Below are 14,387 nucleotides of genomic sequence, written 5' to 3' on the forward strand. Positions count from 1 at the left end.
CTCACATGCGCTCCATGCGCGGCATCCACACGCGCAGCAGCGAGAACAGGCGGTCCAGGTCGACCGGCTTGGCCAGGTAGTCGCTGGCACCGGCGGCCATGCACTGTTCCTGGTCGTCCTTCATGGCCTTGGCGGTGACGGCGATCACCGGCAGCTTGGCGAAGCGCGGGTCCTGGCGCAGCCGGCGCGTGGCCTCGAGGCCGTCCATCTCCGGCATCATCACGTCCATCAGCACCAGGTCGATGTCGCTCACCTGGTCGAGCTTCTCCAGCGCCTCGCGGCCGTTGCGGCCAATCTCGACCAGCGCGCCGCGCTGCTCCAGCGCGCTGGTGAGCGCGAAGATGTTGCGCACGTCGTCGTCCACCAGCAGGATGCGCCGGCCCTCGAACACGCGGTCGCGTCCGCGCGCGGTCTTGAGCATGTTCTGGCGTTCGGTCGACAGGTCGGCCTCGACCTTGTGCAGGAACAGCGTGACCTCGTCGAGCAGCCGCTCGGGCGAGCGCGCGCCCTTGATGATGATCGAGCGCGAGTAGCGCAGCAGCTCGGCCTCCTCGTCGCGCGTGAGGTTGCGCCCGGTGTAGACGATCACCGGCGGGAAGGAGCAGATCTCCTCGGTCGCCATGCGCTTGAGCAGCTCGCTGCCCTGCATGTCGGGCAGGCGCAGGTCGGTGATCATGCAGTCGAAGACGCGGCTGCGCAGCAGCTCCATCGCCTCTTCGCCCGAGGCCACGGCGGTGATGGCGATGTCCTCGTCGCCGATCAGCCGCACCACGGCCTCGCGCTGCAGCGCGTCGTCCTCCACCAGCAGCACGGTCTTGAGCTTCTGCGTGAGCTTGTCCTCGAGCTTCTGGAACACCTGCTTGAGCTGTTCGCGCGAGGCGGGCTTGAGCGCATAGCCGATGGCGCCCATGTGCATCGCGGTCTCGGTGTGGTCCAGCGCCGAGACGATGTGGACCGGGATGTGGCGCGTGTGCGGATCGTCCTTGAGCCGCTGCAGCACGTTGAGCCCGGGCGCGTCGGGCAGGCGCATGTCGAGCAGGATCGCGTCGGGCAGGAACTGCGTCGCCAGGCTGAAGCCGTCGGCCGCGCCGTGCGCGACCACGCAGCGGTAGCCCAGCTCGTGCGCCAGGTCGTAGAGGATGTGGGCGAACTGGGGCTCGTCCTCGATCACCAGCACGCGGCGCGCGCTGTCGCGCGGCAGCGCGCGGTCGTCGGCGAACTGCGGGATCAGCGGCGCGGGCACGGTGTCCGAGGCGATCGGCATCGGCGGTGTCGGCGCGACATAGAGGCGCTGCGCCGGGGCCGGCGAGGGCGTCTTGGCCGGCGGGCGCTCGCCCGCCACCGCGATCGGCGCGGTGGCCGGCAGTTCGAGCGTGAAGGTGCTGCCCTGGCCCGGCACGCTGTCGACCACGAGATGGCCGCCGAGCAGCGCCGTCAGGTCGCGCGAGATCGACAGGCCCAGGCCGGTGCCGCCGTAGCGCCGGCTGGTGGTGCCGTCGGCCTGCCGGAAGGCCTCGAAGATCACTTCCTGCTGGTCGGCCGGGATGCCGATGCCCGAATCCTTGACCGCGAAGCGCGCGCCGCCACCCGGTGCGCCGGACACGGTCAGCGAGACCTCGCCGCGGTCGGTGAACTTGAGCGCGTTCGACAGCAGGTTCTTGAGGATCTGCTCGACGCGCTGGCGGTCGGTCACCAGCAGCTCGGGCGCGTCGGCCTGCACCGCCAGCCGGAACGTGAGCTGCTTCTGCCGCGCCAGCGGCGTGAAGGTCATCGAGAGGCTGTCGGCCAGGCGCGCCAGCGGCACCTCCTCGGACACCAGCTCCAGCTTGCCGGCCTCGACCTTGGCGATGTCGAGGATGTCGTTGATCAGCACCAGCAGGTCGTTGCCCGAGGAATGGATCGACTCGGCGAACTTCACTTGCTCGGCCGTGAGGTTGCCCTGCGGGTTGTCGCCCAGCAGCTTCGAGAGGATCAGCGCGCTGTTGAGCGGCGTGCGCAGCTCGTGCGACATGTTGGCCAGGAACTCCGACTTGTAGCGGCTCGCGCGCTGCAGTTCCTGCGCGCGTTCCTCCAGGTCGTTCTGCACCCGGCGCAGCGCCGCATTGCGCAGGTCCAATGCCTCGGTGCGCTCCGACAGCTGGCTGTTGGTCTGCTCGAGCTCGGCCTGCTGGTTCTCCAGCGTGGCCTGCGAGGCGCGCAGCGCGCGCGACTGTTCCTCGAGCTCCTCGTTGGCGGTGCGCAGTTCTTCCTGCTGCACCTGCAGTTCCTCGTTGAGCTGCTGCGTTTCGGCCAGCGCGTCCTGCAACTGCTCGCGGTAGCGCACCGAGGCCACCGAGCTGCCGATGTTGCCGGCCACCAGGTCGAGCAGTTCGGTCAGGCGCTCCTCGGGGGCGCGCAGCAGGCCGAGTTCGATCACGCCGTTGACGAAGCCGTTGTGGCTGACCGGCATCAGCACGGCCGCGCGCGGCGCCATGTCGCCCAGGCCGGAGTTGATGCGCAGGTAGTCGGCCGCGACCGGCTCGACCACCGTGAGCCGCCGCTCCGAGGCCGCCTGGCCGACCAGGCCCTGGCCGGCGGCGAAGACCTGCGCAGAGGCGTCGGCCTCGGGCGAGAAGCCGTAGCTGGCCACGCGGCGCAGGTCGCCGTTGCGCTCGCGCACATACATCGCGCCCACGCTGCTGCCCAGCTGGTGGGCGAAGAAGCCCAGCACCTTGCGGCCCATTTCCTGCGCGCTGAGCTCGCCCACCAGCTCGCCCGTGAGTTCGGTCTGGGCGCCGCGCAGCCAGGCCTGGCGCTGCAGCGCCTCGGCGTGCGTGGCCTGCTTCTGCAGCACCGTGTCGTAGCCTTCCGACAGCGCGACCAGCTGGCGCCGCCCGAAGAAGGCGAGCAGGCCGGTGAGCGCGAGCGTGAAGAAGACGAACAGGCCGACGATCGCCAGCGCCGTGGTGTTGGCCTCGCTGTTGCGCTGGAAGCGCAGCGTCTGTTCGACGTTCATGAAGTTGTTGAAGCCGGTGCGGATGTCGTCCGTCAGGCGCTTGCCGCGCCCCTGCCGCACGGCCGCCTCGTAGTCGCCGCCGGCGCGCCGCAGCGCGATCATCTCGGCCGCGAACTGGTTCCAGGCGGCCTGCAGCGTGATGATGCGGTCGAGCCGGTCGACCTGCGCGGGGTTGTCCGCGACCAGCCGGCGCAGCGCCATCATGCCGGCCGTGAGCCGCGGCTGGGCGCTTTCGTTGGGTTGCAGGAAGGTCTGGTCGCCGGTGAGCAGGAAGCCGCGCATGCCGGTTTCGAGGTCGATGGTCAGACGCTGCATCTCGCTGGCGTCGCGCGTCACGCGGTCGGTGTGCTCGACCCAGGAGATCACCGACAGCAGGTAGAAGATGAGGCCGACGAAGACCACGGCGCCGAGCACGCCGCCGATCAGCGGGAGCTTCACGTTGCGGCTCAGCAGGCGCTGGAAGTCCCGGGGATCGATGGCGGTCGCGGCGTTGGTGGTCATGGGGAGCGCAAAAAGAGCAAAACCCATGAAGTCTGCCCGCGAACGCTGGGCCCGCGTGTCGGATAAGACCCTGAATGCGGGCGACGCCCGCGGGCGCACCCGTCCGCGCGCTCAGCGCAGGAAGTCTTCGATCAGCTGCGCCACCTGCTGCGGCTGGTCGTGGTGCAGCATGTGGCCGGCGTCCTGCACGACGGCCACGCGCGCGTCCGGCACCGACTTCAGCCGCTCGTGGTATTCGGCCAGCGTGTAGCGGCCGCCCCAGCGCGCCAGGCTGTCGTCCGAGGCCTCGACCGCCAGCACCGGCGCGGCGATGGCGGCATAGAGGGCCAGCGCTTCGTCCACGCGGAAGATGTTGGCGTTGATCACCTTGTGCGCCGCGGTGCCCAGGATCTGCCAGCGCGTGCTGCCGTCGGCCTGCACCTGCGGCGCGGCCCAGTGGCTGGCCAGCCAGTCGGCCTTGTCCTGCGACAGCCGCGGGTTGGTCTTCATCAGCCGCCGCGCCACGCCCTGCACGTCGGCATAGCCCTGCAGGTCCATCTCGCCGCGGTGCAGGCGCTTGAGTTCGTCGATCCACTTGCCGTAGCGGGCGGGCGCCTGCTCGGGCTGCAGCAGCGGCATGCCGAAGCCCTCGAGGTTGACCAGCCGACGCACCCGCTGCGGCCGGATGCCGCCGTACTGCATCGCGAGGTTGCCGCCCATGCTGTGGCCCACCAGGTCGACCGGCGTGTCGCCCGCGAAGTGGTCGAGCAGCCAGTCGAGGTCGGCCAGGTAGTCGGGCATCCAGTAGTTGTCGACCTCGCCGCCATCGGTCAGGCCGAAGCCGCGCCAGTCGGGCGCGACGATGTGCCGTTCTTCGGCCATCGCATCGACCACGAACTGCCACGAGGCGGCCACGTCCATCCAGCCGTGCAGCAGCACGAGCGGCGGGCGGGCCGGGGAGGGCGTGCCCCACTGGCGCACGTGGTAGCGCAGATGGCGCACGGGGACGAATTCGCTGCGGGGGATGCGGAGGGCTGGGTACATCGCTTCGATGATAGGCAAGCCGACCGCGGCGCGCGGACGCCTGCGCGTCATCCGCATTGCCTTGGCTGTCGACGTCGGCAGCGCAGCGATGCCGGGTGGCCCGTTCACGCCAGCAATCGCATGAATGAAGTTCATGGATGGGTGAATTAAAACCATTTTACTTCATCGATCCAGCTGCCTACCATCCGCGCATCCCAGGCTCCTGAGCGACAGATGAAAGAAGAAATGACACGTCCACTCCGTCTCGTCGCGGTTTCCGGCGGGCTGCAACGCCCCTCGCGGTCGGCCGCCCTGGCAGCGCACCTGATGGACCTGATCGCAGGCGAACGCGCGTGCGAACGGCGCCTGGTCGAACTGGGTCCGCTCGCACCGCGGCTTGCCGGTGCGCTGTGGCGCGCCCAACTGCCCGACACGGTGGAGCGGGAACTGGCGGCGGTCGAGCAAGCCGACGTCCTGGTGGTGGCGACGCCGGTCTTCCGCGGCGCCTACACGGGACTGTTCAAGCACTTCTTCGACTTCATCCATCAGGACGCCCTGATCGACAAGCCCGTGCTCCTGGCCGCCACCGGTGGCAGCGAACGCCATGCGCTGGTGATCGAGCACCAGCTGCGGCCGCTGTTCAGCTTCTTCCAGGCGCGCACCCTGCCGCTGGGCGTCTACGCGACCGACAAGGATTTCGTCGACTACCGCCTGCAGGACCAGGCCCTCCTCGAGCGGGCCAGGCTGGCGGTCCAACGGGCGCTGCCGTGGCTCGAGTCGACGCGCCACGCCAGGCCCGCCCGGGCCGAGGACGTGGCCGTGGCCTGACGCAGGCGTCGTCTTTTCTCTCACACATCAGGTCACTGGATCGCCATGAACAAAGAACTCAGCTTCAACCTCAAGAGCCTCTGTTTCGATGAAAACTACCAGCCATCGGACAGCACGCGCATCACCACCAACTTTGCCAACCTGGCCCGCGGAAAGAGCCGGCAGCAGAACCTGCGCAACACGCTGAGCATGATCGACAACCGCTTCAATGCGCTGGCGCATTGGGACAACCCGACGGGGGACCGCTATGCCGTCGAACTCGAGATCATCTCCGTCGAGATGGGCATCGATGCGAGCAGCCCCACCGATGTGTTTCCGTTGATCGAGATACTGAAGACCCGCATTCTCGACAGGAAGACGAACAGGCGCATCGACGGCATCGTGGGCAACAACTTCTCCTCCTACGTGCGCGATTACGACTTCAGCGTCCTGCTTCCGGGGTACAACGTCGATCGAGCGGAATTCGGCATGCCGGACGATTTTGGCGACCTGCACGGCAAGCTGTTTCGGCAATTCACCAGCTCGAGCGCGTACAGGGAGCGCTTCCACAAGCCGCCCGTCATCTGCATCAGCGCCTCGACCAGCAGGACCTACAGGCGCAACGGAAACCGGCACCCCGTGCTGGGCGTCGAGTATCGGCAGGATGAGCCGTCCCCGACCGACCGGTACTTCGCCAAGATGGGGATGCAGGTCCGCTTCTTCATGCCTCCGAATGGCGTGGCACCCTTGGCTTTCTACGCCGAAGGCGAGCTGACGGGCGACTACACGAATCTCGAGTTGATCGGCACCATCAGCACGATGGAAAGCTTCCAGAAGATCTATCGCCCCGAAATCTACAACGCCAATTCGGCCGCCGGGACACTCTACCGACCGAGTCTGAAGAATCAGGACTACTCGCTGACGCAGATCGTCTATGACCGGGAAGAGCGCAGCCAGTTGGCTGTCAAGCAGGGCAAATTCGCGGAGGAGCACTTCATCAAGCCGTACAAGCGCGTGCTGGACCGATGGGCTGCCGAGGTCGCGTTCTGACCCGAAAGAATGCACAGTCCATGCTTCATGAAGAGAAGCGTGCCAAAGCCGAACGGCGCTCTTCCTTCCCACCCTCTCTTTGCTTCAAAGGAATTCTCGGATGTTTGAAACCTCCATCGCCGGCAGCCTGCCGAAGCCAGCCTGGCTGGCCGAAACCCACAAGCTCTGGCCTCAGTGGAGGGCCGAAGGCGATGCGCTTCGCCAGGCCAAGGCCGACGCGACCCTGCTGTGGATCAAGGCCCAGGAAGACGCCGGCCTGGACATCGTGTGCGACGGCGAGCAATCGCGACAGCACTTCGTGCACGGCTTCCTCGAGCAGGTCGAGGGCATCGACTTCGAGCACAAGGTGAAGATGGGCATCCGCGACAACCGCTACGACGCGATGGTGCCGCAGGTGGTCTCGGCGCTGCGCCTGAAGGGCCGCGTGCATGCCTTCGAAGCGCAGCTGGCGCGCGCGCACACGAAGAAGAAGCTGAAGTTCACCTTGCCTGGCCCGATGACCATCGTCGACACGGTGGCGGACCGCTTCTACGGCGGCAATGCCGAAGGACGGATCAAGATGGCCTTCGCCTTCGCCGAGTTGCTCAACCAGGAGGCCCTGGCACTGCAGGCCGACGGCGTCGACATCATCCAGTTCGACGAGCCCGCCTTCAACGTCTACATGAAGGACGCCGCCGACTGGGGCGTGCAGGCGCTCGAGCGCGCGGCGCAGGGCCTGCGCTGTACGACGGCGGTGCATATCTGCTACGGCTACGGCATCAAGGCCAACACGGACTGGAAGCGCTCCCTGGGCGACGAATGGCGCCAGTACGAGGCGGTGTTCCCCGCGCTTGCCAAGAGCCGCATCGACCAGGTGAGCCTGGAGTGCATCCACTCCCATGTGCCGCCGGACCTGATGAAGCTGCTGGCCGGCAAGGACGTGATGGTCGGCGTGATCGATGTGGCCAGCGACGTGGTCGAGACCCCCGAGGAAGTGGCCGACACCATCGGCCGGGCGCTGGCGTTCGTGCCGAAGGAGCGGCTGTTCCCGTGCACGAATTGCGGCCTGGCGCCCATGGCGCGCGACGTGGCCTGGCGCAAGCTGCAGGCGCTGGCGGCAGGCACGAAGCTGGCCAAGGAGCGGTTGGGCGCGGCCTGAGGCCCACCCGGTCGTCGCGGAAGCGAGCGGGGGTGACGGACGATCCAAGGGATAAACCTCTCATGGCGCGCGGAGAGCCGACCTACAGTGGGCCTTCAAAGGAGACCCAGCGCATGCCCCTCAAGAGAGTTCTTTCCCGCGTGGCGACCGCCTGCCTCGTCGTGCTGTCCGGCGCGGCCCAGGCCGGCACCGTGACCGTGATCACCTCCTTCCCCAAGGAGCTCACCGACGCCTACAAGAAGGCCTTCGAGGCGGCCAACGCCGGCGTGAAGATCGAGGTGCTCAACAAGAACACCACCGCCTCGATCGCCTACATCAAGGAGCTGCCCGCGGGCCAGCGGCCCGACGTGATGTGGGCTTCGGCCCCCGACGCCTTCGAGGTGCTGGCGCGCGACAAGCTGCTCACGGCCGCGCCCGAGGTCAAGAATCCGCATGTGCCGGCGAAGATCGGCAACTACCCCATCAACGACCCGAAGGGCCTCTACTACGGCCAGGCGCTGGCGGGCTACGGGATGATGTGGAACACCCGCTACCTGCAGGCCAACAAGCTGGCCGCGCCGCGCGAGTGGAGCGACCTCGCGAAGCCCGAGTACTTCGGCCACGTCGCGATCTCCTCGCCCTCGCGCTCGGGCACCACCCACCTCACGGTCGAGACGCTGCTGCAGGGCGAGGGCTGGGAGCGCGGCTGGACGCAGCTGCTCGAGATCATGGGCAACTGCGCGGCCGTGACCGACCGCAGCTTCGGCGTGCCCGACGGCGTGAACAGCGGCCAGTACGGCATCGGGCTGGTGATCGATTTCTTCGGCCTGGCGGGCAAGTACTCGGGCTTCCCGGTCGAGTTCGCCTACCCCAGCGTGACGGCCGTGGTGCCGGCCAACATCGGCCTGGTCACGGGCGCGAAGAACGTCGACGAGGCCAAGAAGTTCATCGCCTTCACGCTGTCGAAGGAGGGCCAGCAGATCCTGTTCGATCCCAAGATCAGCCGGCTGCCGGTGCTGCCCTATGCCGACCTCAAGGTGCCGGCCGGCTACCCCGACATCCAGGCGGTGGCGAAGAAGGCCAAGGTGCAGTTCGACTCCGAGCTGTCGGAGTCGCGCTACCAGGTGGTGGTGAGCATGTTCGACCAGATGGTGACCTTCAGGCTCAAGGAACTGCAGGCCGCGACCAAGGCGATCCACGATGCCGACAGGAAGCAGAAGGCCAAGCCGAATCCGCAGGCCGCCGAGCTGCTGAAGCAGGCGCGCGGCTATGCCTATGCACCGCTGGTCGGCCAGGAGATGGTGAAGAACGAGCAGTTCCTCGAACTGTTCCGCAAGAGCCGGCGTGACGTCGCGGTCTCCAAGCAGCTCACCGGCCAGGAAGAGCTCTGGGCCACCAAGGCCAAGGCCAACTACGCCCGGGCCACCGAACTGGCCAACCAGGCGGCCGCGCTCGTCAAGTGAGGGCATCGTCGATGGCGGGCGCGCCCGCTGCGGTGCGGCGCGCCGGCGCGGGCTGGGGCGCCTGGACGCTGGCGGGCGCGGTGCTCGCGTTCCTGCTGGCCTTCCTGCTGATCCCGGTGGCGCTGGTGGTGTTCACCGCCTTCGTCGACGAGGGCGGCGGCTTCACGCTCGGCCACTTCGCGAACTTCTTCGGCCAGAGCATCTTCCGCGAGTCCTTCTTCAACAGCCTGGTGGTGGCGCTCGCGAGCGTGTTCTTCGCCTCGCTGATCGCGGTGCCGCTGGCCTACCTCACGGTGCGCTTCGAGTTCCGCGGCGCGCTGCTGATCCAGACGCTGGGCGTGCTGCCGCTGATCATGCCGCCCTTCGTCGGGGCGGTGGCGCTGCAGCTGATCTTCGGGCGCAACGGCTCGGTCAACCTGCTGCTCGACCAGTACTTCGGCTTCAAGATCCCGATCATGGACGGCCTGGTCGGCGTGACCTTCGTCGAGAGCATCCACTACTTCCCCTTCATCCTGCTCAACCTCGTGGCCTCGATGCGCAACATCGACGGCGCGATGGAGGAGTCCGCGATGAACCTGGGCGCGCGCGGCTTCCGGCTGTTCCGCCGGATCATCTTTCCGCTCGCCATGCCCGGCTTCCTGGCCGGCGCGGCGCTGGTCTTCGTCAAGGTCTTCGACGACCTGGGCACGCCGCTGGTGATGGGCGTGACCAACATGCTGGCGCCGCAGGCCTACCTGCGCATCACCTCGGTCGGCATCGACGATCCGCTGGGCTACGTGACCAGCGTGCTGATGATCGGCTTCTCGATCCTCGCGCTGTGGATGGCCGCGCGGGTGATGAAGGGCAAGGACTATGCGACGCTGCAGAAGGGCGGCGGCTCGCTGCAGCGGCGCCGCCTGGGCGGCTGGGAATCGGTGCTGGCCTACGGCTGGATCGCGCTGGTGCTGTGCATCGTGCTGGCGCCGCACCTGGGCATCCTGCTGATGTCCTTCGCCAAGGTCTGGAGCTTCTCGGTGCTGCCCGATGCCTACACGCTCGAGCACTACGCGAGCGTGTTCGAGAACTCGCGCCAGATGATCGGCAACACGCTGCTCTACTGCGTGCTGGCGGCCGGGCTCGACGTGCTGATCGGCACCGCCATCGCCTACCTGATCCTGCGCACCACGCTGCCCGCGCGGCGCTGGCTCGACTACCTGGCCTCGGCCGCGCTGGCCATTCCCGGCCTGGTGCTGGCGATCGGCTACCTGCGCCTGTTCCGCGGCGTGAACCTGCCTTTCACCGATTCGCCGGTGGTCACGAGCTCGGTGCTGATCATGCTGGCCTATGCGGTGCGCCGCCTGCCCTATGCGCTGCGCTCCTGCATGGCGGCCCTGCAGCAGGTGCACATCTCGCTCGAGGAGGCCGCGCAAAGCCTGGGCGCGACGCGCTGGCGCACGGTGCGCCGCGTGATGGTGCCGCTGATGGTCGGCGGCATGCTGGCGGGCTTCGTCACTTCCTTCATCACCGCGGCGGTCGAGCTGTCGGCCACGCTGCTGCTCACCTCGTCGGAGACGCAGGCGCCGATGAGCTACGGCATCTACCTCTACATGCAGAGCGCCTCGGGCCGCGGCCCCGGGGCCGCGCTGGGCGTGCTCGCGGTGGTGGTGGTCGGCCTGGGCACCTGGGCCTCGCACCGCTTCGCCGAACGCACCCGAACGCCTGAAAGGGCCACGACACCATGAACAAGGTCTCCCTCGAGGCGCGCCACATCAGCCTGAGCTACGGCCCGACCGAAGTGCTGCGCGACATCAACCTGAAGATCGAGCCGGGCGAGTTCTTCGCGCTGCTCGGGCCCTCCGGGTCGGGCAAGTCGACCCTGCTGCGGCTGATCGCGGGCTTCAACCAGCACCAGCGCGGCGAGCTGCTGGTCGACGGCCAGGACATCACCCACATCCCGCCGCACGCGCGCAACATCGGCATGGTGTTCCAGAGCTACGCGCTGTGGCCGCACATGACGGTCTGGGACAACGTGGCCTTCGGGCTGGTCGAGCGGCGCGAGACGCGCGATGCGATCAAGCGCAAGGTCGGCGCGGCGCTCGAACTGGTCGGCCTGGCCGACTATGCCAAGCGCCGGCCGGGGCAGCTTTCTGGCGGCCAGCAGCAGCGCGTGGCGCTGGCGCGCACCATCGTGATCGAGCCCAAGCTGCTGCTGCTCGACGAGCCGCTGTCGAACCTCGACAAGAACCTGCGCGTGCAGATGCGCGACGAGCTCAAGCACCTGCAGCGCACGCTGGGCCTGACCACCATCTTCGTGACCCACGACCAGGAGGAGGCCATGACCACGGCCGACCGCATGGCGGTGCTCGACAAGGGCGTGCTGCAGCAGGTCGGGCCGGCCACCGGCCTGTTCGACTTTCCGGTCAACCGCTTCGTGGCCGGCTTCGTCGGCACGGCCAACCTGCTCGAGGGCCGCGTGACCGGGCGCGAGGGCGGGGCGTTGTGCTTCCAGGCCGAGGGCGTGGGCGAGCTGCGCCTGCCGCAGGCCGCCGGTGCCGTGCCGCCGGATGGCGCGACCGCGATCGCCTTCCGTCCGCACCAGGTGCACATCCGCGCGGCCGGCACGCCGGGCGATGCGGCCCGGCTCTGGCTCGACGGCACGGTCGAGAGCACCGAGTTCCTGGGCGAGGTGTCGCGCTACCGGATGCGCGTGGGCCGGGTGTCGCTGGTGGCCGACGAGGTGCACTACGCCGGCGAGCCGGTGCTGCAGCCCGGCACCGCGGTGCGGCTGGGCATCGACCCGGCCCAGGTGCGCTTCCTGTCGGCCTGAAGCAGGAATCCGCGTGGGACGGTAGCATTCCGCGCATGAAAAAGATCCAACTCGGTCGCAGCGAACTCCGCGTGACCCCCATCTGCCTCGGCACCATGACCTTCGGCGAGCAGGTCGATGCCGCCACCGCCCACACCATCCTCGACCGCGCGCTGGAGCGCGGCGTCGATTTCCTCGACACGGCCGAGATGTACGCGGTGCCGGCGCGCAAGGAAACCTTCGGCGCCACCGAGACCATCCTCGGCGACTGGTTCGCCAAGCACCCCGGCCTGCGCCAGAAGATCACGCTGGCCACCAAGGTCGCCGGCCCCTCGCGCGGCATGCCCTGGGTGCGCGAGGGCGCGGGCATGACGGCCGCGGACATCGTGGCCTCCTGCGACGCCAGCCTCAAGCGCCTGCGGACCGACGTCATCGACCTCTACCAGATCCACTGGCCCGAGCGCCACGTGCCGGCTTTCGGCAGCATGTACTACGACCCGGCCAAGGAGACATCGGCCACCTCGATCCATGCGCAGCTCGAGGCGCTGGGCGGCCTGGTCAAGGCCGGCAAGGTGCGCGAGATCGGCCTGTCGAACGAAACGCCCTACGGCGTGCACGAGTTCGTGCGCCTGGCCGAGCAGCACGGCCTGCCGCGCGTGGCGACGGTGCAGAACGTCTACTGCCTGGTGAGCCGCGCGCTCGAGAACGGGCTGGACGAGACCATGCACCGCCTCGGCGTTTCGCTGCTGGCCTATTCGCCGCTGGCTTTCGGCCTTTTGACCGGCAAGTACGACCAGAGCGGCACCGACGGACCCGACGCCCCCAAGGGCGCGCGCATCGCCAGCTACGAATCGGTGCGCAAGCAGCGCTGGGGCCGGGCCGATGCCTTGAAGGCCGCGCGCCGCTACAACCAGCTCGCGCGCGACCACGGGCTGACGCCCGCGCAGATGGCGCTGGCCTTCTGCTACACCAAGTGGCAGGTCGCGAGCACCATCATCGGCGTGACCTCGGTGGCCCAGCTCGACGAGGACCTCGACGCCTACGGCACCACGCTGTCGCCCGAGGTGCTGGCGGAGATCGACAAGATCCGCTGGGAGATCCGCGACCCGGCCGTCTGAGCATGGCGAAGAAGGCGCATGTGAGCGAGACGCCCGCGACGCAGCTGCTGCGCGCCCACGGCGTCGCCTTCACCGAGCACCCCTACGAGTACCTCGAGCACGGTGGCGCCCAGCACAGTGCCGAGGTGCTGGGCTTCGACCCCTTCACCGTGGTCAAGACGCTGGTGATGCAGGACCAGGACGCGAAGCCGCTGATCGTGCTGATGCACGGCAACCGCACGGTCTCGACCAAGAACCTGGCGCGGCAGACCGGCGCCAAGTCGGTCGAGCCCTGCAAGCCCGAGGTGGCCCAGCGCCACAGCGGCTATATGGTGGGCGGCACCTCGCCCTTCGGCACCAAGCGCGCGATGCCGGTGTACATCGAGTCGAGCATCCTCGAACTGCCGCGCATCGCCATCAACGGCGGCCGGCGCGGCTATCTGATCGGGATCGATCCGCAGGTGTGCATCACGCTGCTCGGCGCCAAGCCGGTGCAGTGCGCGCTGGCAGAATAGGCCGCCCCACGCCCGGGCGCTTCCCCCGAAGCGCCGACCCGGAGACCACCCTTGAGCTTTCATCTGCCCTCGTTCATCGCGATCGTCCTGTCGTACCTGCTGGGCTCGCTGTCCTTTGCCGTGATCGTGAGCCGCGTGCTCGGCATGGCCGACCCGCGCAGCTACGGCAGCGGCAACCCCGGCGCCACCAACGTGCTGCGCTCGGGCAACAAGGCCGCGGCGCTGGCCACGCTGGTGCTGGACGCGCTCAAGAGCTGGCTGCCGGTGGCGCTGATCCGCTGGTACGGCCCCGACTTCGACATGGGCCTGGGCACCGCGGCGCTGGCCGGGCTGGCCGCCTTCCTGGGCCATCTCTACCCGATCTTCTTCGGCTTCAAGGGTGGCAAGGGCGTGGCGACCGCGGCCGGCGCGCTGCTGGGCATCGACTGGCTGCTCGGCCTGTCGACCGGCCTGACCTGGCTCATCATCGCCTTCTTCTTCCGCTACTCTTCGCTGGCTTCGCTGGTGGCCGCCTTCTTCGCCCCGGCCTTCTACCTGATCGGCGGCGGCATCGTCTGGCCGCTCGATCGCACGGTGCTGCTGACCCTGATCGCCATCAGCCTGCTGCTGGTGTGGCGGCACCGCGAAAACATCCGCCGCCTCGCGGCCGGCACCGAGTCCAGGCTCGGCGCCAAAACCTGAAAGAAATGACCATGGCAGAACTTCAACGCTTCCACGTCGGCGCACGGCTGAGCGAAATGGCGGTGCACAACGGCACCGTGTACCTCGCGGGCCAGGTGCCCGACGACCTCACGCAGGACATCCGCGGCCAGACCGAGCAGGTGCTGGGCATGATCGACCGCCTGCTGGCCGAGGCCGGCAGCGACAAGACCTGCATCCTGATGACGCAGATCTTCCTGACCGACATCAGCGAGATCGGCGCGATGAACGAGGTGTGGGACGCCTGGGTCCCGGCCGGCCACACGCCGCCGCGCGCCACGGTGCAGGCGCCGCTGGCCAAGCCGGGCTACAAGATCGAAGTGGTGGTGACGGCCGCGCAGCGCTGAAGGCCGCGC

The 14,387-nt window shown here is 68.3% G+C and carries 12 protein-coding genes; 10 read left to right on the forward strand and 2 right to left on the reverse strand.

Annotated elements, in window-relative coordinates:
- Position 1 precedes the first annotated feature (1 nt).
- Together QTI20_RS15960 and QTI20_RS15965 are read right to left on the reverse strand one after the other, a co-directional pair.
- A complete protein-coding gene (locus QTI20_RS15960; protein WP_286552297.1) occupies positions 2-3,496 on the reverse strand; it encodes a response regulator in 3,495 nt (1,164 codons plus the stop codon).
- A 111-nt stretch (positions 3,497-3,607) separates the two neighbouring features.
- Positions 3,608-4,519, reverse strand: coding sequence for an alpha/beta fold hydrolase (locus QTI20_RS15965; protein WP_286552298.1), 912 nt, complete (start codon positions 4,517-4,519; stop codon positions 3,608-3,610).
- Between the two features lie 225 nt (positions 4,520-4,744).
- Between QTI20_RS15965 and msuE the strand changes: the two genes are divergently transcribed.
- The 10 genes from msuE (at position 4,745) to QTI20_RS16015 (ending at position 14,378) form a co-directional block, all read left to right on the forward strand.
- Positions 4,745-5,326: an FMN reductase gene (gene msuE / locus QTI20_RS15970; protein ID WP_286552299.1), complete on the forward strand. Its 582-nt coding sequence runs from the start codon at positions 4,745-4,747 to the stop codon at positions 5,324-5,326.
- A 45-nt stretch (positions 5,327-5,371) separates the two neighbouring features.
- A complete protein-coding gene (locus QTI20_RS15975; RefSeq protein WP_286552301.1) occupies positions 5,372-6,355 on the forward strand; it encodes a DUF1852 domain-containing protein in 984 nt (327 codons plus the stop codon).
- Positions 6,356-6,455: 100 nt separating this feature from the next.
- A complete protein-coding gene (locus QTI20_RS15980) occupies positions 6,456-7,493 on the forward strand; it encodes a methionine synthase (protein WP_286552302.1) in 1,038 nt (345 codons plus the stop codon).
- Positions 7,494-7,606: 113 nt separating this feature from the next.
- A complete protein-coding gene (locus QTI20_RS15985) occupies positions 7,607-8,935 on the forward strand; it encodes an ABC transporter substrate-binding protein (RefSeq protein WP_286552304.1) in 1,329 nt (442 codons plus the stop codon).
- Between the two features lie 11 nt (positions 8,936-8,946).
- Positions 8,947-10,656 (forward strand): ABC transporter permease, encoded by a 1,710-nt coding sequence (locus QTI20_RS15990; protein ID WP_183023862.1) that lies wholly within the window; start codon positions 8,947-8,949, stop codon positions 10,654-10,656.
- On the forward strand, positions 10,653-11,741 hold the full coding sequence (locus QTI20_RS15995) for an ABC transporter ATP-binding protein (protein ID WP_286552305.1): 1,089 nt from the start codon (positions 10,653-10,655) through the stop codon (positions 11,739-11,741). Before QTI20_RS15990 ends, QTI20_RS15995 begins: the two co-directional genes overlap by 4 nt.
- A gap of 35 nt (positions 11,742-11,776) precedes the next feature.
- Positions 11,777-12,838: an aldo/keto reductase gene (locus QTI20_RS16000; RefSeq protein ID WP_286552307.1), complete on the forward strand. Its 1,062-nt coding sequence runs from the start codon at positions 11,777-11,779 to the stop codon at positions 12,836-12,838.
- Between the two features lie 2 nt (positions 12,839-12,840).
- Complete coding sequence (locus tag QTI20_RS16005) at positions 12,841-13,332, forward strand: aminoacyl-tRNA deacylase (RefSeq protein WP_286552310.1); 492 nt, start codon at positions 12,841-12,843, stop codon at positions 13,330-13,332.
- A gap of 51 nt (positions 13,333-13,383) precedes the next feature.
- Positions 13,384-14,013: a glycerol-3-phosphate 1-O-acyltransferase PlsY gene (gene plsY / locus QTI20_RS16010; protein WP_183023858.1), complete on the forward strand. Its 630-nt coding sequence runs from the start codon at positions 13,384-13,386 to the stop codon at positions 14,011-14,013.
- Between the two features lie 11 nt (positions 14,014-14,024).
- Positions 14,025-14,378, forward strand: a complete 354-nt coding sequence (locus QTI20_RS16015; RefSeq protein WP_310936090.1) for a Rid family hydrolase — start codon at positions 14,025-14,027, stop codon at positions 14,376-14,378.
- Positions 14,379-14,387: the final 9 nt, after the last annotated feature.

The sequence above is a fragment of the Variovorax sp. J2P1-31 genome, assembly GCF_030317215.1.
Classification (GTDB): Bacteria; Pseudomonadota; Gammaproteobacteria; order Burkholderiales; family Burkholderiaceae_C; genus Variovorax.

Excerpts from the sequence above, each read along its gene's own strand:
- QTI20_RS15960 (WP_286552297.1), bottom strand. The coding sequence starts at position 3,496 with ATGACCACCAACGCCGCGACCGCCATCGATCCCCGGGACTTCCAGCGC.
- QTI20_RS15965 (WP_286552298.1), bottom strand. The coding sequence starts at position 4,519 with ATGTACCCAGCCCTCCGCATCCCCCGCAGCGAATTCGTCCCCGTGCGC.
- msuE (WP_286552299.1), top strand. The coding sequence starts at position 4,745 with ATGACACGTCCACTCCGTCTCGTCGCGGTTTCCGGCGGGCTGCAACGC.
- QTI20_RS15975 (WP_286552301.1), top strand. The coding sequence starts at position 5,372 with ATGAACAAAGAACTCAGCTTCAACCTCAAGAGCCTCTGTTTCGATGAA.
- QTI20_RS15980 (WP_286552302.1), top strand. The coding sequence starts at position 6,456 with ATGTTTGAAACCTCCATCGCCGGCAGCCTGCCGAAGCCAGCCTGGCTG.
- QTI20_RS15985 (WP_286552304.1), top strand. The coding sequence starts at position 7,607 with ATGCCCCTCAAGAGAGTTCTTTCCCGCGTGGCGACCGCCTGCCTCGTC.
- QTI20_RS15990 (WP_183023862.1), top strand. The coding sequence starts at position 8,947 with ATGGCGGGCGCGCCCGCTGCGGTGCGGCGCGCCGGCGCGGGCTGGGGC.
- QTI20_RS15995 (WP_286552305.1), top strand. The coding sequence starts at position 10,653 with ATGAACAAGGTCTCCCTCGAGGCGCGCCACATCAGCCTGAGCTACGGC.
- QTI20_RS16000 (WP_286552307.1), top strand. The coding sequence starts at position 11,777 with ATGAAAAAGATCCAACTCGGTCGCAGCGAACTCCGCGTGACCCCCATC.
- QTI20_RS16005 (WP_286552310.1), top strand. The coding sequence starts at position 12,841 with ATGGCGAAGAAGGCGCATGTGAGCGAGACGCCCGCGACGCAGCTGCTG.
- QTI20_RS16015 (WP_310936090.1), top strand. The coding sequence starts at position 14,025 with ATGGCAGAACTTCAACGCTTCCACGTCGGCGCACGGCTGAGCGAAATG.